This is a genomic window from Kitasatospora sp. P5_F3, from assembly GCF_054049135.1.
On the sequence record NZ_JBFUMY010000078.1, the window covers coordinates 12,869 to 37,036 of the forward strand.

Annotated in this window: 20 protein-coding genes, 2 tRNA genes and 1 pseudogene; 10 read left to right on the plus strand and 13 right to left on the minus strand. The window is 72.4% G+C overall.

Features of this window, described 5'->3' with window-relative positions; all coding sequences use genetic code 11:
* The first annotated feature begins 153 nt into the window (after positions 1-153).
* The 4 genes and pseudogenes from purD (at position 154) to ACXJMZ_RS31195 (ending at position 6,019) form a co-directional block, all read left to right on the plus strand.
* Positions 154-1,395, plus strand: a complete 1,242-nt coding sequence (gene purD, locus ACXJMZ_RS31180; RefSeq protein WP_457033384.1) for a phosphoribosylamine--glycine ligase — start codon at positions 154-156, stop codon at positions 1,393-1,395.
* A gap of 493 nt (positions 1,396-1,888) precedes the next feature.
* On the plus strand, positions 1,889-3,448 hold the full coding sequence (locus ACXJMZ_RS31185; RefSeq protein WP_457033385.1) for a hypothetical protein: 1,560 nt from the start codon (positions 1,889-1,891) through the stop codon (positions 3,446-3,448).
* 164 nt (positions 3,449-3,612) lie between these two features.
* Positions 3,613-5,050, plus strand: a pseudogene (locus ACXJMZ_RS31190) (N,N-dimethylformamidase beta subunit family domain-containing protein).
* Positions 5,051-5,119: 69 nt separating this feature from the next.
* Positions 5,120-6,019: a phosphoribosylaminoimidazolesuccinocarboxamide synthase gene (locus ACXJMZ_RS31195; RefSeq protein WP_457033386.1), complete on the plus strand. Its 900-nt coding sequence runs from the start codon at positions 5,120-5,122 to the stop codon at positions 6,017-6,019.
* A gap of 141 nt (positions 6,020-6,160) precedes the next feature.
* Here the strand turns inward: ACXJMZ_RS31195 and ACXJMZ_RS31200 are convergent, their stop codons facing one another.
* From ACXJMZ_RS31200 to ACXJMZ_RS31230, 7 genes are all read right to left on the minus strand, one after another.
* Complete coding sequence (locus ACXJMZ_RS31200) at positions 6,161-6,769, minus strand: response regulator transcription factor (RefSeq protein ID WP_057230374.1); 609 nt, start codon at positions 6,767-6,769, stop codon at positions 6,161-6,163.
* A complete protein-coding gene (locus tag ACXJMZ_RS31205) occupies positions 6,766-7,989 on the minus strand; it encodes a sensor histidine kinase (protein ID WP_457033387.1) in 1,224 nt (407 codons plus the stop codon). The genes ACXJMZ_RS31200 and ACXJMZ_RS31205 overlap by 4 nt, the downstream gene beginning before the upstream one ends.
* 81 nt (positions 7,990-8,070) lie before the next feature.
* The gene (locus ACXJMZ_RS31210) at positions 8,071-8,865 is read right to left on the minus strand and encodes an ABC transporter permease (protein ID WP_457033388.1); all 795 of its coding nucleotides are present in this window, start codon (positions 8,863-8,865) and stop codon (positions 8,071-8,073) included.
* Positions 8,862-9,860 (minus strand): ABC transporter ATP-binding protein, encoded by a 999-nt coding sequence (locus tag ACXJMZ_RS31215; RefSeq protein ID WP_457033389.1) that lies wholly within the window; start codon positions 9,858-9,860, stop codon positions 8,862-8,864. The genes ACXJMZ_RS31210 and ACXJMZ_RS31215 overlap by 4 nt, the downstream gene beginning before the upstream one ends.
* Positions 9,861-10,007: 147 nt before the next feature.
* Positions 10,008-10,080: transfer RNA gene (locus ACXJMZ_RS31220), tRNA-Gly, on the minus strand.
* A 25-nt stretch (positions 10,081-10,105) separates the two neighbouring features.
* Positions 10,106-10,178 (minus strand) — tRNA-Gly (locus tag ACXJMZ_RS31225).
* Positions 10,179-10,317: 139 nt separating this feature from the next.
* Positions 10,318-10,635, minus strand: coding sequence for a histone-like nucleoid-structuring protein Lsr2 (locus ACXJMZ_RS31230; protein ID WP_057230366.1), 318 nt, complete (start codon positions 10,633-10,635; stop codon positions 10,318-10,320).
* A gap of 466 nt (positions 10,636-11,101) precedes the next feature.
* Here ACXJMZ_RS31230 and purS point away from each other — a divergent pair, with 466 nt between their 5' ends.
* The 4 genes from purS to ACXJMZ_RS31250 all read left to right on the plus strand — a co-directional run bounded on the left by purS (position 11,102) and on the right by ACXJMZ_RS31250 (position 15,346).
* The gene (gene purS, locus ACXJMZ_RS31235) at positions 11,102-11,356 is read left to right on the plus strand and encodes a phosphoribosylformylglycinamidine synthase subunit PurS (RefSeq protein ID WP_033250393.1); all 255 of its coding nucleotides are present in this window, start codon (positions 11,102-11,104) and stop codon (positions 11,354-11,356) included.
* Entirely contained in the window at positions 11,353-12,030 is a 678-nt protein-coding gene (gene purQ, locus ACXJMZ_RS31240; RefSeq protein ID WP_457033390.1) for a phosphoribosylformylglycinamidine synthase subunit PurQ, read from the plus strand. Before purS ends, purQ begins: the two co-directional genes overlap by 4 nt.
* Entirely contained in the window at positions 12,030-14,285 is a 2,256-nt protein-coding gene (gene purL, locus ACXJMZ_RS31245; protein WP_457033391.1) for a phosphoribosylformylglycinamidine synthase subunit PurL, read from the plus strand. The genes purQ and purL overlap by 1 nt, the downstream gene beginning before the upstream one ends.
* Before the next feature lie 227 nt (positions 14,286-14,512).
* Positions 14,513-15,346: a sterol carrier family protein gene (locus tag ACXJMZ_RS31250; RefSeq protein WP_457033392.1), complete on the plus strand. Its 834-nt coding sequence runs from the start codon at positions 14,513-14,515 to the stop codon at positions 15,344-15,346.
* 229 nt (positions 15,347-15,575) lie between these two features.
* On the opposite strand, the gene ACXJMZ_RS31255 is transcribed toward ACXJMZ_RS31250, so the two are convergent.
* The gene (locus ACXJMZ_RS31255; protein ID WP_457033393.1) at positions 15,576-16,430 is read right to left on the minus strand and encodes a DUF3152 domain-containing protein; all 855 of its coding nucleotides are present in this window, start codon (positions 16,428-16,430) and stop codon (positions 15,576-15,578) included.
* Between the two features lie 191 nt (positions 16,431-16,621).
* Between ACXJMZ_RS31255 and ACXJMZ_RS31260 the strand changes: the two genes are divergently transcribed.
* On the plus strand, positions 16,622-17,041 hold the full coding sequence (locus tag ACXJMZ_RS31260; RefSeq protein WP_457033394.1) for a DUF3151 domain-containing protein: 420 nt from the start codon (positions 16,622-16,624) through the stop codon (positions 17,039-17,041).
* Between the two features lie 82 nt (positions 17,042-17,123).
* Here ACXJMZ_RS31260 and fbaA read toward each other — a convergent pair whose 3' ends face one another.
* Positions 17,124-18,146 (minus strand): class II fructose-bisphosphate aldolase, encoded by a 1,023-nt coding sequence (fbaA, locus tag ACXJMZ_RS31265; RefSeq protein ID WP_457033395.1) that lies wholly within the window; start codon positions 18,144-18,146, stop codon positions 17,124-17,126.
* Between the two features lie 323 nt (positions 18,147-18,469).
* Between fbaA and ACXJMZ_RS31270 the strand changes: the two genes are divergently transcribed.
* Entirely contained in the window at positions 18,470-19,177 is a 708-nt protein-coding gene (locus tag ACXJMZ_RS31270) for a DedA family protein (protein ID WP_457033396.1), read from the plus strand.
* 59 nt (positions 19,178-19,236) lie between these two features.
* Here the strand turns inward: ACXJMZ_RS31270 and ACXJMZ_RS31275 are convergent, their stop codons facing one another.
* The 4 genes from ACXJMZ_RS31275 to ACXJMZ_RS31290 all read right to left on the minus strand — a co-directional run.
* Positions 19,237-21,060 carry an alkyl/aryl-sulfatase gene (locus tag ACXJMZ_RS31275; protein ID WP_457033397.1) on the minus strand — a complete coding sequence of 608 codons (1,824 nt, stop codon included), beginning with the start codon at positions 21,058-21,060 and terminating at the stop codon, positions 19,237-19,239.
* Between the two features lie 92 nt (positions 21,061-21,152).
* A complete protein-coding gene (gene pyrE / locus ACXJMZ_RS31280; protein WP_057230348.1) occupies positions 21,153-21,689 on the minus strand; it encodes an orotate phosphoribosyltransferase in 537 nt (178 codons plus the stop codon).
* A gap of 27 nt (positions 21,690-21,716) precedes the next feature.
* Positions 21,717-22,586 carry an SRPBCC domain-containing protein gene (locus tag ACXJMZ_RS31285; RefSeq protein WP_457033398.1) on the minus strand — a complete coding sequence of 290 codons (870 nt, stop codon included), beginning with the start codon at positions 22,584-22,586 and terminating at the stop codon, positions 21,717-21,719.
* Between the two features lie 70 nt (positions 22,587-22,656).
* Positions 22,657-24,168, minus strand: a 1,512-nt coding sequence (locus ACXJMZ_RS31290) for a spermine/spermidine synthase domain-containing protein (protein ID WP_457033399.1), incomplete at its 5' end; no start/stop codon positions are given.

The following is a 24,168-nucleotide window of genomic DNA, read 5'->3' on the forward strand; positions in this document are numbered from 1 at the left end:
GTCCCGTCGCCCTGACCCGGCCGCTCCGACCGGCCCCCGGGGGCACAGATGTTAGAGGTTCCTCCAGTTCCGGCTGCCCGTCGCGGCCGGTGGCTGGAGGTTCCGACGGGACCGGCGACCGGCCCGATCCGGCCACCGACTACCCTTCAAGGCGTGAAGGTCCTCGTCATCGGCGGCGGCGCCCGCGAACACGCCCTGTGCCGCTCTCTGTCCCAAGATCCCGCCGTCACCGAGCTGCACTGTGCCCCGGGCAACGCCGGGATCGCACAGGTGGCGACGGTCCACCCGGTCGACCAGCTGGACGGTGCGGCCGTGGCCGCGCTGGCCCGGCGGCTCGGCTCCGAACTGGTCGTGGTCGGCCCGGAGGCCCCGCTGGTCGCGGGGGTCTCGGACGCCGTCCGGGCGGCCGGAATCCCGGTCTTCGGCCCGTCCGGGGAGGCCGCCCAGCTGGAGGGCTCCAAGGCCTTCGCCAAGGACGTGATGGCCGGCGCCAACGTGCCCACCGCCCGCTCCTACGTCTGCACCACCGAGGCCGAGGCGGCCGAGGCGCTGGACGCCTTCGGCGCCCCGTACGTGGTGAAGGACGACGGCCTGGCGGCCGGCAAGGGCGTGGTGGTCACCTCCGACCGCGCCGAGGCGCTGGCGCACGCCGTCTCCTGCGAGCGGGTGGTGATCGAGGAGTTCCTGGACGGCCCCGAGGTCTCGCTGTTCGCGATCACCGACGGCGTCACCGTGCTGCCGCTGGTGCCCGCGCAGGACTTCAAGCGCGCGCTGGACGGCGACCAGGGCCCGAACACCGGCGGCATGGGCGCGTACTCGCCGCTGCCGTGGGCCCCCGAGGGCCTGGTGCAGGAGGTCCTGGAGACCGTCCTGCAGCCGACCGTCGACGAGCTGCGGCACCGGGGCACCCCGTTCTCCGGCCTGCTCTACGCCGGTCTGGCGCTCACCTCGCGCGGCACCCGGGTGATCGAGTTCAACGCGCGCTTCGGCGACCCGGAGACCCAGGTGGTGCTGGCCCGGCTGCGCACCCCGCTGGCCGGGGTGCTGCTGGCCTCCGCCAACGGCACGCTGGACACCCTGGAGCCGCTGCGCTGGGACGAGGGCGCCGCGGTCACCGTGGTGATCGCCTCCGAGGGCTACCCGGCCGCCCCGCGCACCGGTGACCCGATCGAGGGGCTGGACGAGGTCGAGGCCGAGGGCGCGTACGTGCTGCACGCCGGGACCGCGACCGGCCCGGACGGCGAGGTGCTCAGTGCCGGTGGCCGGGTGCTCTCGGTCACCGCGGCCGGGGCCGACCTGGCCGAGGCACGCGAGCTGGCCTACCGGGGGGTCGCCCGGATCTCGCTCAAGGGCGGGCAGCACCGCACCGACATCGCGCTGAAGGCGGCGCAGTAGCCGACCGTCCGTGAGGGCGCTGCGACCGGGTCATCCCACCGGACGCAGCGCCCTTCGGCGTTGTCGGGCACCAGCCGCCACACCGGTCGGCGGCAGGATTCCAGCCCTTCGGGTGATCCGGTCGCCATCCGGCTGACGCGGCCGGGCCCCGGGTCGTAGGGTGCGCTGCATCGCGTCGGCGGGCTGCCCGCCGGTGCGGCCGCCGCCGGGTGCCCGGGCGCGGCCGGGGGGATGCTGTCGGTGGCGCTCGGTCCGGCCGCCGTGTCACCAGGACGGGTGGAAACGGTAGCGATCCGGAACGTCGGCCCACAGGCAGGCGTCAGAACTGTCAGAAGTGCCATGCACGATGCACAAGCGGGGCCGACGTCCGTCGCACCCCGTTCGGATACTGATCATTTCGAGTCGGCTCGGGTGTCCGGGTCGTGGCCGACCTCCCTGTACCGGAGGGCGCCGCGATCCGTGGACGCCGGCTCCGAAGGGGGTGCCGCGCCGTATGGCCGCTGTCGACGCAGCCCGCGCACGTGCCCAGGCCGTGCTCCGGGTCCGTGGGCGGGCACTGGGTGTCGCCGCGCTGCCCGCCGCTCTCGCGGTGGTGCTGTTCGCGGGCCGGTTCACCGGCCGGATCGGCGCGCCGGGCTCCGCCGACGCGGCGGCCTGGGACGTGGCCCGCTGGGTGGTCGGCGTGGTCGCCGTCCTGGCGCTCCTCGCCGCCTGGCTGGTGGCCAGGACGTACGCCCGAGCGGTGCCGCCGCGTACGCCCGCAGTGCCGATCGCGGAGTCCGCCGCCCCTGAGCTCTACCGGCAGATCGGTGAGCTGGCCGAGCGGCTCGGGGTGCCCGCCCCGTCCGGGATCGCGCTCACCCCCGACTGCGACAGCTGGCTGGAGGAGGTGCACCGGCCGGGCCGGCGGCGCCCGGCGGGCCGGCCCGCCCCGGTGGCCGGGGAGGTGCTGTCCGGCGGCCCTGACCGGGCGGCGGAGCCCGCGCCGGTGCTGGTGATCGGCTCGCCGTTCCTGTGGTGGATGCGGGCCGGGGAGCTGCGCGCCCTGCTGGCCCCGGTGGTGGCCGGTACGGCGGCGGCCGCCGATCCGGACATCGCGGCCGCCCGGGGCTTCCTGCGTGGCCTCGACGCCTCGCTCGGCGAGCCCCGGCGCGGGCCCGCCGCCCTGCTGGACCGGCTCACCAAGCTGCTGCTGAACGCCTGCCGGGAGCACTCGGCCGAGCTGGAGCGGGCGGTCGCGGCGGCCGCCTCCGAGCAGGCCAAGTCGGTCGACTACGGCCTGCGGATCGCCGCCCAGGAGCAGGTCGGCCTCGCCTACGCGGGGTGGGACAGGCTGCTCACCCGGGTCGCGCTGCCCGCCTGGCGGCTCGGCCGCCACCCGGCCCACCTGAACGCCGGGGTGGTCTCCGCCCTCACCGAGCTGTCCCGCCGGGACCGGCTGGCCGAGGGGTACGGCACCCGGCTCGGCGACCGTCCGGCCTGCGACCTGCTGGAGGAGCCGGGCTCGGTGGACGCGGCCGTCTCGCTGCTGGCGGCCGAGGTGCTGTTCGGGGAGCCGTTCGGCACCGCGGGCACCGGCTGGCGGGAGCTGGACTGGGCCGACTACCCGGCCGAGGTGGTCGAGCTCGGCTGGCGCAGCCAGGCCGAGGCGCTGCGCGCCGTACTCGGCGACGGGGTGCCCGAGCAGTCCGCTCCCGCCCTGCACCTGGTGCTGGCCCGGCTCGCGGAGGGCGGTGGCGAGCCCCTGGCCGCAGCACTCGCCGCGCACCTGGCGCGCACCGCGCAGATCGCGCCCCCTCTCCAAGTGGTCCGCAGCGGGCGGGACTTGCTGGTCGACCACGTCACCGCGCTGGTCTGCCTGGCGGCGGTGGACACCGGCCGCGGCCGGGCCGGCATGGACTGGCTGGACGGCCCGGTGCTGCTGCTGGGCGGCACCAGACGCCCCGAGCTGGGCGCGCTGGTGGCCGATGCGGTGGAGCAGGGCAAGGACGCCCCGCTGCGGTCCTGGCTGGAGGCGGCCGGGCTGCGGCTGCCGGGCCCGGTCCGGCTCTGACGGTCCGCCGGATCGCTCCGGAGACGAACCAGATTTCAATAAATACTTGTTGCTACGGTGGGTGACGCAGCGCCAGCACTGTGGTGTGCTGGACCGCACGCACATCCGCCTGGCACATGCCACCGGGGGCCCGAGCCGGGCCGGTGCGAGTGTGGGAGGGGCGCGTGGGGACGGAACTCAACCGCCGCTGGGAGTCGGGCACCCTGAAGCACGGTGTCTCCGACCCCTTCGGCCAGGGCCCACTGCCGTGGCTGCGGAGCCCGGACCAGTACGTGGCCGGCATCGAGGGCGCGGTCCCGTGGTACGTCAGCCTGGACGCGCCCGGCCAGCTCCCGGCGGGCGTGCCCCGCCCCAGGCCGCCGGTCGGCACCCCGGCCAACTCCGACGACGTGCAGCAGCAGATCAAGGGCTTCGCCTCGGCCGGAGTGATCCGCCCCGGCGGCTCGATCGACCTGCGGGTCACGGTGAACCCGCCGCGCGAGTTCACCGTGGACGTCTACCGGATCGGCCACTACGGCGGCGACGGCGCCCATCACATGACGTCCAGTCCGCTGATCGCGGGGCTGGCCCAGCCCGCCCCGCTGGTGGTCGGCCGCACCGTCTCCTGCCACCACTGGTGGCAGTCCTGGCGGCTGCACGTGCCGACGCACTGGCGCCCCGGCGCGTACGTCGCGGTGCTGACCACCGCCGACAACCTGCACCGCAGTCACATCCCGTTCACGGTAAGGGACTTCGACGAGCATTCGCATCCAGCGGAGCTGCTGCTGGTGATCCCGGACGTCACCTGGCAGGCGTACAACCTGTTCCCCGAGGACGGTCAGAGCGGCGCCAGCCTCTACCACGCCTGGGACGGGCGCGGCGGGCTGCTGGGCGAGCAGGAGGCGGCCGTCACGGTCTCCTTCGACCGCCCGCACGCGGGGGCCGGGCTGCCGCTGCACGTCGGCCACGCGTACGACTTCATCCGCTGGGCCGAACGGTACGGCTACGACCTCGCCTACGCGACCGCGACCGACCTGCACGCCGGCCTGGTCGACCCGGCCAGGCACCGGGCGCTGATCTTCCCCGGCCACGACGAGTACTGGTCCGAGCCGATGCGGCGGGCCGTCGAGCAGGCCAGGGACGGCGGCACCTCGCTGGTCTTCCTCTCCGCCAACACCATGTACTGGCGGGTCGACCTCACCCCCAGCCCGGCCGGCGAGCCGAACCGGCTGCTCAACTGCCGCAAGCGCCAGCGCCTGCACCCCGGCCACCCGGCGGCCGGGACCTCGGGCAGCCMGMGCGCGCKCKGGCGGGACGCGGCCGCGCCCCCTGCAGGAGGGCGAGGAGCTGGCCGGCCTGGTGGCCGGCGAGGCCGACCGCTACTACCCGAAGGTCGCGCTGCCCGAGCACACCGAGCGCACCCTGCTCGCGCACTCGCCCTACCGGGACACCGCGGGCCGCATCCGGTACCAGGAGACCTCGCTCTACCGGGCGCCCAGCGGCGCGTACGTCTTCGCCGCGGGCACCTTCGCCTGGTCACCGGCCCTGGACCGTCCCGGGCACACCGACGAGCGGATCCAGCGGGCCACCGCCAACCTGCTCGACCACCTGTGCAAGGAGTGAGCGGGCGGCTCATGAAAGACTCGGTGCCCAGAGCCCCCCTTCTCTGATTCTCTGAGGACTGAGACGACCTTGAGCGGATTTGTCACCAAGCCCGAGCCGGTCCAGGTACCTGGTCTGGAACACCTGCACACCGGCAAGGTGCGCGACCTCTACCGGGCCGGCAACGGCGACCTGGTGATGGTGGCCAGCGACCGGACCTCCGCCTTCGACTGGGTGCTGCCGAACGAGATCCCGGACAAGGGCCGGATCCTCACCCAGCTCTCGCTCTGGTGGTTCGAGCGGATCGCCGACATCGTGCCCAACCACGTGATCTCCACCGAGGTCCCGGCGGGGGCGCCCGCCGACTGGAAGGGGCGCACGCTGATCTGCCGCGCCCTGGAGATGGCCCCGGTCGAGTGCGTGGCCCGCGGCTACCTGACCGGCTCCGGCCTGGTGGAGTACCGCCGGGACCGGACGGTCTGCGGCATCGCCCTGCCGGAGGGCCTGGTGGACGGCTCCGAGCTGCCCGCCCCGATCTACACCCCGGCCCTCAAGGCCGAGGTCGGCGAGCACGACGAGAACGTCCCGTACGAGGAGACCGCCCGCCGGCTCGGCGCCGAGCTGGCCACCACGCTCCGCCAGACCACCCTCGCGGTGTACGGCCGGGCCCGGGACATCGCCCGCGAGCGCGGCATCATCCTGGCCGACACCAAGTTCGAGTTCGGGCTGCTGGACGGTGAGTTGGTGATCGGCGACGAGGTGCTGACGCCGGACTCCTCACGCTTCTGGCCGGCCGACCAGTGGGAGCCGGGCCATGCCCAGCCCTCCTTCGACAAGCAGTTCATCCGCGACTGGCTGGCCTCGCCCGAGTCCGGCTGGGACCCCAAGGGCGAACTGCCGCCGCCGGCGCTGCCCGCCGAGATCGTGGCGGCCTCCCGGGCCAAGTACGTCGAGGCGTACGAGCGCCTGACCGGCAGCGCCTGGGAGTAGATTTCGCCGGGCGCCCGGTTGCACTGTCCAGGGGCTCGGGGAACTGCGAAAGTGCCTGACCACTTACGTACGGATCACCTTGTACGAGGTCGGCGTCGCAGTTCCCCGAGCCCCTGGCGTGTGCCAACTGGGCGCGGCTGCCTAGATCCAGCCGTGTTCGCGGGCGATCCGGACTGCTGCGTGGCGGTTCTCCGCGCCGAGTTTGGTGGCGGCGGCCGAGAGGTAGTTGCGGACGGTACCGGACGAGAGCGAGGCCCGTTCGGCGATCTCGGCGATCGAGGTGCCGTGGGCGGCGAGCTCCAGGACGTCGGTCTCGCGGGGGGTGAGCGGGCTTTCGCCGGCGGCTATCGCGTCGGCGGCCAGCTCGGGGTCGACGTACCGGCCGCCGGCCCGGACGGTGCGGATCAGACCGGCCAGGTCGGCGGCGGAGACGGTCTTCGGCAGGAAGCCCCGGACCCCGACCTCCAGGGCGCGTTTGAGGTAGCCGGGCCGCCCGTGCCCGGTGACGATCATGGTGCGGCACTCCGGCAGGACCCGCCGCAGCTCGGTGGCCACCTCGATGCCGTCCATGCCGGGCATCTGCAGATCCAGCACGGCGACGTCGGGACGGTGTGCCTTGGCCATCGCCAGCGCCTCGGGGCCGGTGGCGGCCTCGGCCACCACGGTGAGGTCGTCCTCCAGCGCGAGGAGTGCGGCCAGCGCACCCCGGATCAGGTGTTCGTCGTCGGCGAGCAGGATGCGAATGGTCATCCGGCGGAGACCTCCATCGAGAGGGCGGGTGCGGTCAGCGGCAGGTCCACGGTGAGCCGGAACCGGCCGGGCCCGGCCGGGGGAGTGGTGAGTCGGCCACCGTACACGGCGAGGCGTTCGCGCAGACCGGTCAGTCCGGTGCCGCCGGTGGCCGGCTGACCCTCCGTCACGCCGTCGTTCTCGATCTCCAGCACGGCCTGGCCGCCGCCGGTCCGGAGCCGGATCAGGCAGCTGGTGGCCTCGCTGTGCCGGAGCACGTTGGTGGTCGCCTCGCGGATCGCCCAGCCGAGTACCGACTGTGCGGTGACCGGGAGTTGGTCGATACTGCCGAGTTCGACCTCGCAGGCCACGTCGGCGGCGCGGAGCACCGAGCGGGCGCCGGTGAGTTCGGCGTGCAGGTCGGCGGTGCGGTAGGCCCGGACCACGTCCCGGACCTCGCGCTGGGACTCCTGGGCGATCCGCTGCACCTCGGTCATCTGGTCGGCGGCCTCGGGGCGGCCCCGGCGGGCGAGTTGGGCGGCCAGCTCGCTCTTCAGCGCGATGGTGGTGAGGTTGCGGCCGAGCACGTCGTGCAGGTCGCGGGAGAACCGCAGCCGCTCCTCCGCCACCGCCAGCCGGGACTGGGTCTCCCGGGCACCTTCCAACTCCCAGACCACGCCCACCAGCCAGGCCGAGCAGCGGCAGGTGGAGGCGAACAGCAGGCAGGCCAGCGCGACGGCGGTGAGCACCCCGAGGGAAGGCCCGATCGGGAGACCGGCGATCAGCAGGGCCGGCAGCACCAGCAGCAGGACGGCGGCGGCCAGTCCGCCGGAGAGCCGGTTCGGCAGGGCCACCGTGACCGGGCCGAACCAGAACATCAGCAGCAGCGGCGCCAGCACGGCCCCGGCCGACCGGGCGGCCGAGGTGGTCAACACCACGGCCCAGGCGGTGGCCAGGGCCAGCCCGGTGGAGACCGCGAGCAGCAGGTCGGGCCGCGGCCGGCGGCCCAGGTAGTGCGGCAGTGCGGCCCGGGTCAGCAGGACCGAGGCGACCGTCCCGGCCAGCGTGCCGGCCACCAGCAGCTGCAGGGCCAGGGTGGACGCCCGGTCGGGATTGCTGCCGAGCGAGCCCAGGACGGCCAGCGGTTCGGCGCAGGAGGCCAGGTAGAGCGACCAGCGGATGTAGACCTCGGTCCGCTGCGGCTTCCCCAGCTCGCGCCAGCGGCGCAGCGGGTGGTGCACGTGGTCTCCTCGGGACGGCATCGGGTGCGGCTGCCCTTCCTATCAGGCCTTCCTGTCGGAGGGGCCGGTGCGGACCGCCGGTCAGCGTCGGGGCTCCCAGCGGAACCAGCGGTCGGTGGCCCAGCCGGCGGCGGCGACCCAGGCCAGCGCGAGGGCGAGCAGCGGGAGGGCGTCGGCCCAGGTACCCCCGAAGCCGACGGCGGGGGCCGAGCCCTCGGTGCCGAACCAGCCGAGCCGGAGCAGCTGGAAGGCGGGGGTGGTGGGCAACAGCCGGAAGACGGCGGCGAGCTGGTCGGGCATCGAGTCGAGCGGGAGGATCATGCCGGAGCCGAACTGACTGAGCAGCAGCACCGGCAGGGTGGTGAGGCCGGCGCTCTCCACCGTCCTGGTGATCACGCTGGAGAGGGCGGCCAGCCCGACCAACACGGTGATCAGCAGGGCCAGCCCGAGTATCACCAGCACCGGGTTGACCGGCATCTGGAGGTCGAGCCCCACCGCTCCGGAGCCGCACAGCACCACGCTCAGCAGCACCGCGAGGCTGACCGAGGGTATGGCGGTCCCGGCCAGGATCTCCAGGTCCCGGGCCTCGCCGGTGCGCAGCCGCTTGAGCACCAGCTCACCGCGGCGGGCGACGTACGCGGCGGTCAGGTTGTAGTAGACGACGAACAGCGGGATCAGCCCGAGCAGTCCGGTGATCAGCAGGCCGCCGGTGCTGATCCCGGGGAAGTCCCCGGCCTGCTGCTTCATCGGCTCGGCCAGCCCGACCACCAGCAGCGGCGGCAGTGCCAGGGCGGTGAACAGGGCGGTCCGGTTGCGCAGCAGCAGGGTGGTCTCGGCCCGGCCGAGGGCGAGCAGGCGGCTGGTGGCGGTGGTCATCGGACGGCTCCGGTCGGCTCGGTCGCGGGGACAACGGGAAGGGCAGCGGGGGTGGACGGGGCGGAGGCGACGGCCAGGAAGGCCTCCTCCAGCGAGGCGCTGCGGGCGTCCAGCGCACCGAGCGGGACCTCGTGCCGGGCGGCCCAGCCGAGCAGCTCGGTGAGGGTGGACTGCAGGGCCGGGGTCCGGACGGTGATCCGGCGGCCCTCGGCGGTGACCTCGGCGCCGGGCAGGGCGGGCAGGGCGACGGTCTCGAACGGGCCGCTGCGCTCCGGGAGTTCGAAGGTGATCCGGGACGGTCGGCCGGCGATCACCTCGGCCACGGTGCCCTCGGTGGCGATCCGTCCGCCGTGCATGATGGCCAGCCGGTCGGCCAGTTCCTCGGCCTCTTCGAGGTAGTGCGTGGTGAGCAGCACCGTGGTGCCCTGGGCCCGGAGTTCGCGGACCAGCCGCCAGGTGGCGGCCCTGGCCTCCGGGTCGAGGCCGGTGCTGGGCTCGTCCAGGAACAGCACCTCCGGGCGGCCGAGCAGGGCCAGCGCCAGGTCGAGTCGGCGGCGTTCGCCGCCGGAGAGCTGCTTGACCCGGACGGTGCGCCGGTGCAGCAGGCCGACCAGGTCGAGTGCCTCGTCCACCGGGCGGGCGCCGGTGGTCATCCCGGCCCAGGCCCGGCCGGTCTCGGCGACGGTCAGTTCGGACGGGAAGCCGCCCTCCTGGAGCATGATCCCGATCCGGGGCCGGACGGCGGCCCGCTCCCGGTACGGGTCGTGGCCGAGCACCCGGATCCGGCCCTCGGTCGGTGCGGCCAGACCCTCGATCAGCTCCATGGTGGAGGTCTTGCCGGCGCCGTTGGTGCCGAGCAGGGCGAAGAGTTCGCCCCGGCGGACGGTGAGGTCGAGGCCCCGGACGGCGTCGAAGCCGCCCGGGCCCGCCGGGCCGTAGTGCCGGTGCAGGCCGGTGACCTCGATGACGGGTGGCTCGGTGCGGCTGGTGTCCATGCACCGAGCCTCCCGGCCGGGCGGCCGGGTGGGCAGTGCGCGCGGTCACCGGTCGGAGCCGCGTTCACACGGGTCGGCGGTGACAAATGTCAGGGGGTGCGGGCGGAGACGACGAAGGGCCCCCTCGATGAGGGGGCCCTTCAACTGAGCGGACGACGAGATTCGAACTCGCGACCCTCACCTTGGCAAGGTGATGCTCTACCAACTGAGCCACGTCCGCACGATCTTCGGTTGTTTTCACTGCGAGCGGACGACGAGATTCGAACTCGCGACCCTCACCTTGGCAAGGTGATGCTCTACCAACTGAGCCACGTCCGCACGGTGCTTCTTGAAGCACCGGCCGCCTTCCGGTCTCCCGGCTTGGCGACAGAAAGAACTCTACCCCATCGGAACGAGTGGTCGCCCCACCCTTTCCGCCGGGGCGGTCGGGGCGGGGCGACGAGCCGGTCGGGCCAGGTCAGTTGGCCTCGGCGAAGGACTCGTAGACGTGCTTGGGAATGCGGCCCCGGGCGGGCAGCTCCATGCCACGGGACTGGGCCCAGGCGCGCACGGCGGCCGGGTCCGGGGTGAGGGCGGTACGGCGGAAGGACTTTCCGGCGCGGCTCTGCCGGCGGCCGGCCGCGACGAACGGGGCGAGGGCCTCCCGCAGCTTCTCCGCGTTGTCCAGGGACAGGTCGATCTCGTACGACTTTCCGTCCACGCCGAAGTGAACGGTCTCGGCGGCGGCGCCGCCGTCCAGGTCGTCGGAGAGCGTGACAACTACACGCTGAGCCATGGGTGTCGATCCTCTCGGGCAATTCGGCCGCCGGATGCGGGATGCGCCCGGGCGGCCCGATGTGCACCAGTCACGCGGGCGCTTACGGGCAGGCTGGAGGCCACGCTGGATACGCAGCACTCGCCGTCACCGGTGGCCCTATTCTGCACCCAAAGTGGGCTGAAATCGAAGAGTCCTGCTTTCTTTTCCGGATATTCACGTGTGTTCGCCGGTGGGTGATAGGCGGCTGATGTGGATGGTCGTTCTGTCCCGTAGTGCCGGTATTCGGGCGTTCCAGAAGCAGCTGCGGAATCCGTCGTAAAGGGAGGCCGTCGCGGACCGTGGGCAGGGCGGAACCCATGGGACGTAAGGGGCAAAGGTCTACGCGCGTCGCCCTCCCCGGACCCGGCCCGGCCAGCAAAGTCGCCCGAATGCCCCGGTAGTCTGGAGGTCCCCCGCCTCACGCACCACACCACCGGGAGTGCCAGTGGCTCGCGTCGTAGTCGACGTCATGCTCAAGCCCGAGATCCTCGACCCCCAGGGCCAGGCGGTGCAGCGTGCACTGCCGCGTCTTGGATTCGCCGGGATCGCCGATGTCCGTCAGGGCAAGCGATTCGAACTGGAGCTGGAGGGTCCGGTCGACGACGCCGCGCTCGCCCGGATCCGGGAAGCCGCCGAGACCTTCCTCGCCAACACCGTGATCGAGGACTTCACCGTCCGGGTCGAGGAGGAGGGGAAGTGACCACTCGCGTCGGCGTCGTCACTTTCCCCGGTTCCCTCGACGACCGCGACGCCCAGCGTGCGGTCCGGCTGGCCGGCGCCGAGCCGGTCGCCCTCTGGCACCGTGACAAGGATCTCCACCAGGTCGACGCGGTCGTCCTGCCGGGTGGATTCAGTTACGGCGACTATCTGCGCTGCGGTGCGATCTCCCGCTTCTCCCCGGTGATGGACACCATCATCGAGCAGGCGAAGCTGGGAATGCCGGTCCTCGGTATCTGCAACGGCTTCCAGGTGCTCTGCGAATCGCACCTGCTGCCCGGCGCGCTCACCCGCAACGACTCGCTGCACTTCGTCTGCCGCGACCAGAAGCTGCGGATCGAGAACGCCGAGACCGCCTGGACCCGGGATTACTCGGCCGGCCAGGAAATCGTCGTCCCGTTGAAGAACGGCGAGGGCCGCTTCGTCGCCGACGGGCACGTGCTGGACCAACTCGAGGCGGAGGGCCGGATCGTGGCCCGCTACGTCGACCTGAACCCGAACGGTTCCTACCGCGATATCGCCGGCATCACCAACGCCGCCGGCAATGTCGTCGGTCTGATGCCGCACCCCGAGCACGCGGTCGAGCCGCTCACCGGCCCGAGCACCGAGGGCCTGGGCTTCTTCACTTCCGTCCTCAAGCAGTTGGTGAACGCCTGATGACTCTCGACACCGTCAAGAACGCCGAGCAGACGCCCGAGGCCGACCAGCCCTGGTCCGAACTCGGCCTGAAGGCCGACGAGTACGCCAAGATCCGGGAGATCCTCGGCCGTCGCCCCACCGGCGCCGAGCTGGCGATGTACTCGGTCATGTGGTCGGAGCACTGCTCGTACAAGAGCTCCAAGGTGCACCTCAAGCAGTTCGGCGAGAAGAAGCCGGACAGCGACGCGATGCTGGTCGGCATCGGCGAGAACGCCGGTGTGGTCGACGTCGGCCAGGGTTACGCGGTGACCTTCAAGGTCGAGTCGCACAACCACCCGTCGTACATCGAGCCCTACCAGGGCGCGGCCACCGGCATCGGCGGCATCGTCCGCGACATCCTGGCGATGGGCGCCCGCCCGGTCGCCGTGATGGACCCGCTGCGCTTCGGTGCGGCCGACCACCCCGACACCCGGCGCGTGCTGCCCGGGATCGTCGCGGGCATCGGCGGCTACGGCAACTGCCTGGGCCTGCCGAACATCGGCGGCGAGGTCGTCTTCGACTCCTGCTACCAGGGCAACCCGCTGGTCAACGCGCTCTGCGTGGGCGTCATGAAGCACGAGGACATCCACCTCGCGCAGGCGTCCGGCACCGGCAACAAGGTCATCCTGTACGGAGCCCGCACCGGTGGCGACGGCATCGGCGGCGTCTCGGTGCTGGCCTCCGAGACCTTCGACGCGACCGGCCCGGCCAAGCGCCCGGCCGTCCAGGTCGGTGACCCGTTCCAGGAGAAGCTCCTGATCGAGTCCACCCTGGAGATCTTCGCCGAGAAGCTGGTGCTCGGCATCCAGGACCTCGGCGGCGCCGGACTCTCCTGCGCCACCTCGGAGTTGGCCTCGGCCGGTTCCGGCGGTATGCGGATCGAGCTGGACACCGTGCCGCTGCGCGACAACACGCTCTCGCCCGAGGAAATCCTCATGAGCGAGTCGCAGGAGCGCATGTGCGCGATCGTCGAGCCCGGCAAGGTCGCCCGCTTCCTGGAGATCTGCGAGAAGTGGGACGTCATCGCCACCGTCATCGGTGAGGTGACCGAGGGCGAGCGGCTGGAGATCTTCTGGCACGGCGAGCTGGTCGTGGACGTTCCGCCGCGCTCGGTCGCGCACGACGGCCCGACCTACAACCGTCCGTACGCCCGGCCGAGTTGGCAGGACGCCCTGCAGGCGGACGCACCGACCGCCGAGCGGCTGCTGCGCCCGTCCACGGGCGAGGAGCTGAAGGCGGCGCTGCTGGCGGTCGCAGGGTCGCCGAACCAGGCCTCCAAGTCCTGGATCACCGACCAGTACGACCGCTACGTGATCGGCAACACCGTGCTGGCCACGCCCGAGGACTCGGGCATGATCCGGATCGACGAGGAGACCAACCTCGGCGTCTCGGTGGCCACCGACGGCAACGGCCGCTTCACCAAGCTGGACCCGTACACCGGCGCCCAGCTGGCGCTGGCCGAGGCGTACCGCAACGTCGCGGCCGGTGGCGCCAAGCCGCTCGCCGTCTCCGACTGCCTCAACTTCGGTTCCCCCGAGGACCCGGACGTGATGTGGCAGTTCGCCGAGGCGACCCGCGGTCTGGCCGACGCCTGCCTGGTCCTCGGTACCCCGGTGACCGGCGGCAACGTCTCGCTCTACAACCAGACCGGCGACACCGCCATCCACCCGACCCCCGTGGTCGCGGTGCTCGGCGTGATCGACGACGTCACCCGGCGGACCCCGATCGGCTTCGCCGAGGAGGGCCAGCTGGTCTACCTGCTCGGCGACACCGCCGACGAACTGGGCGGCTCCGCCTGGTCGCAGGTCGCCCACAACCACCTCGGCGGCCTGCCGCCCAAGGTGGACCTGGAGCGCGAGCGGCTGCTCGGCGACATCCTGATCGCCGCCTCCCGCGACGGCATGATCGACGCCGCGCACGACCTCTCCGACGGCGGCCTGGCCCAGGCCCTGGTGGAGAGCTGCCTCAAGGGCGGAAACGGCGCGCGCCTGATCGTGCCCACCGGTCTCGACCCGTTCGTGTTCCTGTTCTCCGAGTCCGCGGGTCGCGCCATCGTGTCGATCCCGCGCAGCGAGGAGCTCCGGTTCAACGACATGTGCGGCGCCCGGGGCCTGCCGGCCACCCGGATCGGCGTGGTGGACGGTGACTCCCTGGAGATCCAGGGCCAGTTCACCGTCTCGCTGGCCGAGCTGACGGACGCGCACACCGGCGTGATCGAGGCGCTGCTCGCCTGACGGCGTCTCAACGGCTCAGGGCCTGTGTGTCCATTCGCGTCGGATCAGGCCGGGTCGTTCGGTGCGTGCGATCGGCGTGCGGCCGGGGTGCCCTCGTAGCGGAGCTACTTGGGTGTTTCGGCCGTGCGGCGAGCGTGCGTGCCGGGCGGCCCGGACCCGGCGGGAATGGACAGACAGGCCCTAGGGGGCGGCCCGGTCGGGCCGCCCCTTCGCTGTACGCTCGCGCAATGGCGAACTCCGCGAACCGTACCCGTAGTTACGACCCCGCCAAGGTGCGGTCCGCCCTGGCCGGGCAGACCGAGGCGCTGCGCGGTGTGGTGCGCGAGCTGTGCGCCCGACCGGACGCCGCGGAGCTGTTCGACCGGCCGACCAGGCTCGGGGACTGGAACGTCCGGCTGCTGATCGCGCACCTGGGCTTCTGCCTGGACTGGCTGCCCAGGCACCTGGAGCAGCCGGTGCCGGACGGCGCACCGCTCTCGCTGGTGCAGTGGGTGAGCGTGACCAGGACTGCCGCCGCCGCGATCGACGCTGCCGTGCAGGAGCACGCGGAGGGCGCCTTCGCGGGCTCCCCGGTGGAGCTGGCCAAGGAGTTCGACCGCGCCTGCGACCTGCTGCTCGAGACCCTGGAGCGGCCCGAAGTCGCCGATCCCGCACGGCGGTTCGTGATCCGGTTCGGGCCGATCCTGCTGACCGACTTCCTGGTCACCCGGCTGGTCGAGACGGTGGTGCACGCGGACGACCTGGCGGCCGCCCTCGACCTGCCCGAATTCCCGCACGACCGCCAGGCGCTGGCCGCCGTCACCCGCCTGCTGGCGGACGCCTTCGCGGACCAGGTCCCGGGCGGTGCGGTCGAGCTGCGCATCCCGCCGTACGCGGTCGTCCAGGCCGTCCCTGGCCCCCGGCACACCCGGGGCACCCCGCCGAACGTGGTGGAGACCGACCCGCTCACCTGGATCCGCCTCGCCACCGGCCGCACCAGCTGGGCCGACGTGGTCGACGCGAAGCTGCACGCCAGCGGCGAGCGCAGCGACCTGGCGGAGTACCTGCCGATCATGGGCTGACCGCACTGCCTTGAGCGCACGGTTCGGAAGACAGGGGCTCGGGGCCCTGCTGATTGGCGGCTCCGCCGCGGGGCGACGCCGACCTCGTGCAAGGTGATCCGTGCGTAGGTGGTCAGGCACTTTCGCAGTGACCCCGGCGCCAGATCTCCTCGCCCCGCGGCGGAGCCGCCGATGAGCAGAGCCCCGAGCCCCTGGACAGTGCAACCCTGGACCCTGCAAAAAGCTGAGCCTACGGCCGGGCCGGCCCGGTGAGGTACTTGCCGGCTTCGGAGTACGGCCAGGCGTTGGAGACGCAGCCCTCCAGGCCGTATATCTGCTGCATCATCGCCGGGGCCGGCTGTCCCTTGCCGGGGCAGCCGAGGTGGTTGCGGCCGATCCGGTGGCCGACCTCGTGGTTGATGATCAGGGCCCGGTACTCCTCGATCGGGCCGCTGAACTTCGGCGAACCGGTGTTCCAGCGCTTGACGTTGACCATCACCTGGCGGTCCACGTTGCAGTTCACCTCGCCGCCGGTGTCCAGCCCGGCCGTGGCGCAGATCTTGTCGACCGTCTCCGGGGAGGCGATCTTCACCGTGAAGTCGTAGCTGCCGGACGCCACCAGCTGGAACGAGTTCTTCCCGTCGGTGGTCCAACTCCGCTTGTCCGCCAGGATGTTCTGCACCTGCTGGGCGGCGGTCGCGGCGTCGATCCCGATCCCGTCCTCGACCTCCACCCGGTACTTGCGCAGGGTCTCGCCCTTGCCGGCCACCGGCCCGTTCGCCTGGACGGTGGTGAAGGTGCCGAGCCCCTTCCCCTCGACCACCGGGGTGGCGGCGGGCGTCGGCGTGGGCTCGACGGGCGGGGGAGTGGTGGCGACGGGGGACTCCGCAGCCGGGACCGCCCGGGCCTGCGTGGTGGGTGCGCCGACCGGCGTCCCGTCGGAGTCACCGGCCAGCTGGTAGGCGGCACCGCCGAGCACGGCCAGTACGGCGACCAGACCGACCGCGAGCACCCGTCGCCGCCGCCGTACCCGCTGCTTCCGCCGCCGCGCGCTGGCGGCGCGCCGACGGCTCGGGGCGGGGGAGCTGCTGGGGTTGGCTCGCACTACGGATGCTCTCTGGTCGGCCGATAGAACTGACGCACTGTCGACCAGGACGATACCCGCAGCCCCGGCAGTTCCGGAGAGCCGGGCCCGGACCCTGCGGTGCCGCCCGACCGGTGGCCGGGCACAGGATCTTCGTGGTACCGCCCATCGGTCGTGGTTGACCCGGTCGGCTCGGCTGGCAGACTGCAGGTATGAGCATTCACCAGAACCTCCTCGGCGGTCCCGAGCCGACCCGACTGCCGGAGGACGAGCAGCCCTACCGGATGCTGGGCGAGGAGTCGGCCTCGCCGACCCAGGTCGCCGCAGCGTTCCCGACCTTCTCGCTGGCCTGGGCGATGCTGGCCGACGACGCCTTCGACGCCGGCCGGGTGGTCGAGTCCTACGCGTACGCCAGGACCGGCTACCACCGTGGTCTGGACTCGCTGCGGCGGGCCGGCTGGAAGGGCCACGGCCCGGTGCCGTGGGACCACCGGGGCAACCGCGGCTTCCTGCGCTGCCTGGCCGGGCTGGCCCGGGCCGCCGAGGAGATCAAGGAGACCGAGGAGGCCGACCGCTGCTGGACCTTCCTCAAGGACAGCAGCGCCGAGGCGTACGCCGAGCTGAAGCAGTAGTCGAAGCAGTAGCGGTCCGGACCTGACGGAGCCCCCTCGACCGGGAAAGGGTCGAGGGGGCTCCGTCGTACCGAACTACCGACTACTTGATCCGGGTACCCGCGGAACGCAGGGCCTGGGTCGCCTCGACCACGCGGGCGGCCATGCCGGCCTCGGCCAGCTTGCCCCAGGTGCGCGGGTCGTAGGTGCTCTTGGTGCCGACCTCGCCGTCGACCTTCAGCACGCCGCTGTAGTTGCGGAACACGTGGTCCACGATCGGGCGGGTGAAGGCGTACTGGGTGTCGGTGTCGAGGTTCATCTTCACGACGCCGTTCTCCAGCGCGGTGGCGATCTCCTCGGCGGTGGAGCCCGAGCCGCCGTGGAAGACGAAGTCGAACGGGTCGTTCTTGCCGTACTGCTTGCCGATCTCGTCCTGCAGCTCGCGGAGCAGCTCCGGCTTGAGCACGACGTTGCCCGGCTTGTACACGCCGTGCACGTTGCCGAACGAGGCGGCCAGCAGGTAGCGGCCCTGCTCGCCCAGGCCGAGCGCCTCGGCGGTGCGGACGGCGTCGTTCACCGTGGTGTAGAGCTCGTCGTTGATCTCGTGCGAGACACCGTCCTCCTCGCCACCGGTCGGGGTGATCTCGACCTCGAGGATGATCTTCGCGGCCTTGGCCTGGGCCAGCAGCTCCCGGCCGATGGCCAGGTTGTCGGCCAGGGTCTCGGCCGAGCCGTCCCACATGTGCGACTGGAAGAGCGGGTTCTGACCGTTCTTCACGCGCTCGGCGGAGATGGCGAGCAGCGGGCGGACGTAGCCGTCCAGCTTGTCCTTGGGGCAGTGGTCGGTGTGCAGCGCGACGGTGACGTCGTACTTGGCGGCCACGATGTGGGCGAACTCGGCGAGCGCGACGGCGCCGGTCACCATGTCCTTGCTGTGCTGGCCACCCAGGAACTCCGCACCACCGGTGGAGATCTGGACGATGCCGTCGCTCTCGGCCTCGGCGAAGCCGCGCAGCGCGGCGTGCAGGGTCTGGGTCGAGGTGACGTTGATGGCCGGGTAGGCGAACTTGCCCGCCTTGGCCCGGTCCAGCATCTCGTTGTAGACCTCGGGAGTTGCGATGGGCATGCGAATCCGCTCCTGTCGGTGCTCGGCGTACGGACGACCTGTCCGACGCTCGGTACGCCTTCGGTACGACGCGCGGTACCGGGAACGCCGACGCGGCTCTGCGGTGCGGCTGGTGGTACCTCGGTTCGACGGAGTCCGTCACGGTGTGCACTGAGGGTGGGCGCTACCGCGGGCCGGACACCTGTGCCATCTTCCCAGACTCCTGCCCCGGGTCACCCCGCGGCCCGCTGGTTGGGACGGACGGCGCCGGGAGAGGGGACCGAGGGCCCCGGTACCGGAGGGACGTTGAGCCTCCCGTAAGGCGGGGGCGCTATCCTGCGGCCGTGGACTACAACCAGCTCGCCGTCAATCTGCTTGACGCCAAAGCCCTTGTCGCATCGGTGGGTGCGATCGGCATTCTGGCGATCATCTTCGCCGAGACCGGCCTGCTGGTCGGGTTCTTCTTCCCGGGCGACTCGCTGCTGATCCTGGCCGGAGTGGCCGCCTCCTCGGCCGCCTCCTCGGTCCTGGGCGAGGGCGCCCAGATGTCGATCGCGATGCTGCTGGTGGGCGCGCCGATCTGCGCCGTCGCGGGGGCCCAGCTCGGGCACTACTTCGGGACCAAGGTCGGCCCGCGGATGTTCGACAAGCCGAACTCGAAGATCTTCCGCCGCGAGTACGTGGTGAAGGCGGAGGAGTACTTCGAGAAGTTCGGCCCGGCAAAGGCCGTGGTGCTGGCCCGCTTCATCCCGATCGTCCGCACCTTCCTGAACCCGGTCGCCGGGACCCTGGAGATGTCGGCCAAGACCTTCTTCGTCTGGAACGTGGTCGGCGGGGTGCTGTGGACCGAGTCGATGCTGCTGATCGGCTACTTCACCGGTGACCAGCTCGCGCCGGTGATCGACCGGTACCTGATCCCGGCGATGGCGCTGATCATCCTGGTCTCGGTCTCGCCGATCATCTTCGAGGTGCTGCGCGAGCGGAAGAAGAAGCGGGCGGCCGCCGCGGAGAGCGGCGACCCGGTCTCCAGTGGCCGGCACCGCAAGGGCTGAGCACGCGTACGACGAAGGGGGCCCCGGGCGGGGCCCCCTTCGGCATGTCTGCGGCCGGTCTACGGCGTGACGATCGCGAAGTTCGGGTCCGGGGTGTCCAGCACGGCGAACAGCCGGGCCAGCGCCTGCGGGTCGCCGGACCGCTCGATCCCGTCCGGCTGCTGACCGGCCAGCAGACCGAGCAGCTGGGGCTTGGTCAGGGTCAGCGTCAGGTCGGCCCCGCCCGCGCCGAGCGACTGCCCGGCCGGTGCGCTGCGGTGGGTCAGCGCGCCGTTGGAGAGGGTGAGCCGCCAGCCGCGCTGTTGGTCGGTGAAGATCCAGTCGAGGGTGAGCGGGGTGTCCCAGGCGCGCGGACCGTTCACCCGGACCGCCAGTGAGTCGATCAGCTGATCGACCGTCAGGGCCATCGCCATCTCGGGGTTGGACAGCTCCAGGTCCACCGTGGCGGGCGTGCCGCGCAGCTCCATCGCTGCGGTCAGGTAGAAGTTCCGCCAGGTGCCGTTCTCGGCGCCGTGGCCGAGCCGGTCGTAGACAGCGGCGAGGGTCTCGCGGGCGCCGGAGTGCTTCGGGTCGGCGAAGACCGCGTGGTTGAGCAGGGTGGCGGCGAACCGGAGGTCGTCCTTGGCCACGTACTCCTGCGCCCGGCTCACCGTCGCGTCCGGGCCGCCGAGCAGCTCCACGTAGCGGGCCGCCTGCTCGGTCGGCGGGTGCGGCCAGAGGTTGGCCGGGTTGCCGTCGTACCAGCCCATGTAGCGCTGGTAGACCGCCTTCACGTTGTGGCTGAGCGAGCCGTAGTAGCCGCGCAGGGCCCAGGTCCGGTCCAGGGCGGGCGGCAGGGTGATCTCCTCGGCGATCTCCGGTCCGGTCAGTCCGCTGTTCAGCAGGCGCAGACTCTGGTCGTGCAGGTAGGCGTAGAGGTCGCGCTGCTTGGTGAGGTACTCGCCGATCTTCTCCCGGCCCCAGGTCGGCCAGTGGTGCGAGGCGAACGAGACGTCGGTGTCCTCGCCGAACAGCTGCCAGGCCTCGTCCAGGTAGTGCGCCCAGACCCGGGCGTCCCGGACCACCGCGCCGCGCAGGGTCAGCACGTTGTGCATGTTGTGGGTGGCGTTCTCGGCCAGGCAGAGGGCGTTCCGCTGCGGGAAGTGGAAGTTCATCTCGGCCGGTGCCTCGGTGCCGGGGGTGAGGTGGAAGACGATCCGGACGCCGTCCACCACCTCCTCCTGGCCGGTCGCGGTGATGTCCACGGTGGGCGCGATCAGCGTGATGGTGCCGGTGGAGGTGGTCATCCCGAGCCCGGCCCCGATCTGGCCGTCGGGGCCCTTGGGCAGCCCGGCGCCGTACATGTAGACGGCCCGTCGGGTCATCGCGTTGCCGGCGTACACGTTCTCGCTGACCGCGTGCTCCAGGAAGCCGGCCGGGGCGAGCACCGGCACCGGCGGATGGCCGTGCGGCACGACGCCCCGGGCGCCGCCGAAGTGGTCGCCGTGCGAGTGGGTGTAGATCAGGCCGGTGACCGGGCGGTCGCCCCGGTTGCGGCGGTACAGCGCCAGCGCGGCGGCGGCGGTCTCGGCGGAGATCAGCGGGTCGATCACGATCACGCCCTGGTCGCCCTCGACCAGGGTCATGTTGGAGAGATCCAGGCCGCGCACCTGGTAGATGCCCTCGGTGACCTTGAACAGGCCCTGCCGGGCGCTGAGTTGGCTCTGCCGCCAGAGGCTGGGGTGCGCGGTCTCCGGGCAGTCCTTCTGGAGGAAGGCGTACGCGTCGTTGTCCCAGACCACCCGGCCGGTCGCGTCGGTGACGATCGCGGGTTCCAGGGCCTCCAGGAATCCGCGGTCGGCGTCGGTGAAGTCTTCGGTGTCTTCGAAGGAGGGAGTCGCCATGGGGCGACCCTGCCACGAAATGTCCGATTTCTCACGCTATGACGATGCCCGGTGTTTCACGTGAAACACCGGGCATCCGTGCTGTCGGACCGTCAGAGACCGAGGTCGTCCAGGGTGTAGGCGGTGATGTACGGCAGGCCGGCCGACTCGATCGCCGGGGCCGCGCCGCGCTCCACGATCACCGCGACACCGACCACCTCGGCGCCCGCCTCGCGGAGCGCCTCGACCGCGGTGAGCACCGAGCCGCCGGTGGTGGAGGTGTCCTCGACCGCCAGCACCCGGCGGCCCTTCACGTCCGGGCCCTCGATCCGGCGCTGCAGGCCGTGCGCCTTGCCCTCCTTGCGGACCACGAAGGCGTCCAGCTTCCGGCCGCGCGCGGCGGCGGCGTGCAGCATCGCGGCCGCCACCGGGTCGGCGCCCAGGGTCAGCCCGCCGACCGCGTCGAACTCCAGCTCGGCGGCGGCGTCCAGCATGACCTTGCCGACCAGCGGCGCCGCCTCGGCGTCCAGCGTGATGCGGCGCAGGTCGACGTAGTAGTCGGCCTCCAGCCCGGAGGAGAGGGTGACCTTGCCGTGCACGACGGCCTTGTCCTTGATCTGCGCCAGCAGGGCGTCGCGGTCATTGCTCATGGGCGTTGAGTCTACGGGGGAGGGGGTTCAGCGCTTTCGCAGGGCGCGGACCAGCACCACGGCGCCGCCGATCAGCGCGACTCCGCCGCCGATCATCCAGGGCAGCGCGGTGCGGTCGTGCTGCGGCAGCTGCTCGGGGCCGCTCCAGCGGGTCGCGGCCCTGGCCCGGGCGCTGCGGGCGGGCAGCGCGGGGGCGTACCGGCCGCGCGGCGGCGCGTGGTCCACCTCCTCGGCGGACCGGCCGACGATGCTGCGCCGGACCGGCCCGCTGCCGCTGTCGCCGGTCAGGTACTCCAGGGCCGGGTCCTCGACGGGCTGCCGGGGCGGCTCGACCGGCTGGGCGGGCTCGGTCGGCTCGTCGGCGAACGCGATCAGGTCGGCCAGGTCGTCGTCCAGCTCGGTGGAGAAGCCGGCCGCGTGGTCCTCCAGGTAGAGCACGGTGGCGGCCTCCGGTTCGGCGCCGCTCACCTCGCCCGCCAGGTCGTTGGCGAACCGGTCCAGCAGGCGGCGGCCCGCCGTGCCCAGGGCCACCGCGTCGAACTCGGCCAGCCGCCCGGTGGCGGTCAGGTCGGCGGTGAAGTGCAGCGCGCTGCTGGTGTCGTCCGCGCCGGGCTGCACCGAGATCCGCACCGTCGCGGTCACCTCGCCACTGCCCCGGGACTCCTGGCCCTCGGCCAGCACGGTGAGTACACCCTCGCGGCCCTCGATCAGTGAGAGCACACCCTTGTACGTGATGGTCGAGCCACCGATCCGCAGCCGCAGCCGCCCGGCCAGCTCGTCACCGGCGGCCTCGGCCTCGGTGCTCAGGCCGGGGACACAGCGCACCAGCAGATCCCGGTCCCGCAGCGCCTGCAGGACGACGGTGGCCGGCAGCTGGACGACAACCTCATGCTCCATGTCCGCGAGCCTACCGACCCGGCCCCCGGACGGAGAGCATCCGGTCAGGTCGATCTGCTCCCGGAGCGTCTCAGTCCAGCAGGCTGCGCGGCTCCGGCACCCGCTCGGGGCGCTGCGCGGCGAGCCGGCCGGCGGCCCCGAGCAGGCTCTCGGTGGTGAGCGAGCGGGTCGGGGTGGCCAGCGCCAGCCTCGGCGGGGTACGGGCGGCCAGCACGAAGGTCTCAGGACCGCGGGGCCCGGCCGGGCAGCTCCGGGTGCCGTCGGCGGCGGCGTACGGGACGGTGTGCAGGCCGACCGCCCGGACGGTGGCTTCGGTGGACCAGACGGTGTCGGTACGGACCGCCAGCCGCCCGCCCGGCGCCAGCGCCCTGGCCGCCAGACCGTAGAACTCCCGGGAGTCGTACGGCAGTCCGCGCAGGGTGGAGAGCACCACGTCGTACGAGCCCGCGCTGCGCAGCCAGTGCAGCGGCTCGGCGGTCACCAGCCGGACCCTGGGGTCCTCGAGCGAGCGTCGGCTGAGGGCGGACAGTGCCGCGTCCCGGCGGACCAACTCCGGTACCGCCGGATCGAGTTCGACCACCGTGACGTCCCGGACGGCGGCCTGCCCGAGCACCTCGCGCAGTGCCATGCCGTCGCCGCCGCCGAGCAGCAGCACCCGGCCGACCGGTCCGCTGCCGAGTGCGGGGTGCACCAGGGCCTCGTGCTCCCGGTACTCGTCGGGGCCGCAGACCGTCAGCTGCCCGTTCAGGTAGAGCTCCAGCGGCGCGCGCTGCGGCGGCACCCGGGCCTCMGGCTCCGAGCCTGAGGCGGACCCGGTGAGCACGATCTCCTGGTGTCTGCTCTGGATCGCCAGCCGGACCTGGGCACCGTACAGCGCGTTCCGGGCGGCCCGTTCGATCACACCGGTGAAGGCGGCGGCCACCGCCAGCACCACCAGGACCAGGCCGCAGCCGGCCCAGAGCAGCACTCTGGTCCGGGGCGAGGGCTCGTCCCGGAACAGCCAGAGCACCACTGCGGCCCCGGCCACCGCGTTCACCGCGCCGGTCAGCAGCGCCCCGTCGGTCTGGCCGAGCAGCGGCAGCAGCAGGAACGGGAAGGCCAGCCCGCCGACCAGCGCGCCGACGTAGTCGGCGGCGAACAGGTCGGCGGCGGCCCGGCCCGCGTCCTCCCGGCGGATCCGCTGGATCAGGGTCATCAGCAGCGGGATCTCGGCGCCGATCAGCACCCCGATCAGGAAGGTGGTGCCGACCACCCCGGCCATCGTGGCGCCGTACCGGTCCAGCCAGGCCCAGACGGAGTAGAGCAGCAGGACGGAGAGCCCGCCGGTCAGCGCGAGCGCGCACTCGACCAGCGCGAAGGAGGTGGCGGGGCGACGGGTGAGCCGTTTGGCGGAGAGCGAGCCGACGCCCATCGCGAACACCATCACGGACAGCACGACCGAGGTCTGGGTCATCGGGTCGCCGATCAGATGACCGCCCAGCGCCACCAGCTCGAGTTCGTACACCAGGCCGCAGGCCGCACAGACGAAGGCCGCGAGCAGCACCAGCAGCCGGGCCGGCCGGGCCCGGCCCCGGCCCGGCCG

Coding starts and splice junctions, on each gene's coding strand:
- pyrE (WP_057230348.1), bottom strand. CDS start 21,689: ATGAGCAATGACCGCGACGCCCTGCTGGCGCAGATCAAGGACAAGGCC.
- ACXJMZ_RS31230 (WP_057230366.1), bottom strand. CDS start 10,635: ATGGCTCAGCGTGTAGTTGTCACGCTCTCCGACGACCTGGACGGCGGC.
- ACXJMZ_RS31210 (WP_457033388.1), bottom strand. CDS start 8,865: ATGACCACCGCCACCAGCCGCCTGCTCGCCCTCGGCCGGGCCGAGACC.
- ACXJMZ_RS31275 (WP_457033397.1), bottom strand. CDS start 21,060: ATGGCGACTCCCTCCTTCGAAGACACCGAAGACTTCACCGACGCCGAC.
- ACXJMZ_RS31185 (WP_457033385.1), top strand. CDS start 1,889: ATGGCCGCTGTCGACGCAGCCCGCGCACGTGCCCAGGCCGTGCTCCGG.
- fbaA (WP_457033395.1), bottom strand. CDS start 18,146: ATGCCCATCGCAACTCCCGAGGTCTACAACGAGATGCTGGACCGGGCC.
- ACXJMZ_RS31260 (WP_457033394.1), top strand. CDS start 16,622: ATGAGCATTCACCAGAACCTCCTCGGCGGTCCCGAGCCGACCCGACTG.
- purL (WP_457033391.1), top strand. CDS start 12,030: ATGACTCTCGACACCGTCAAGAACGCCGAGCAGACGCCCGAGGCCGAC.
- ACXJMZ_RS31285 (WP_457033398.1), bottom strand. CDS start 22,586: ATGGAGCATGAGGTTGTCGTCCAGCTGCCGGCCACCGTCGTCCTGCAG.
- ACXJMZ_RS31250 (WP_457033392.1), top strand. CDS start 14,513: ATGGCGAACTCCGCGAACCGTACCCGTAGTTACGACCCCGCCAAGGTG.
- ACXJMZ_RS31200 (WP_057230374.1), bottom strand. CDS start 6,769: ATGACCATTCGCATCCTGCTCGCCGACGACGAACACCTGATCCGGGGT.
- ACXJMZ_RS31215 (WP_457033389.1), bottom strand. CDS start 9,860: ATGGACACCAGCCGCACCGAGCCACCCGTCATCGAGGTCACCGGCCTG.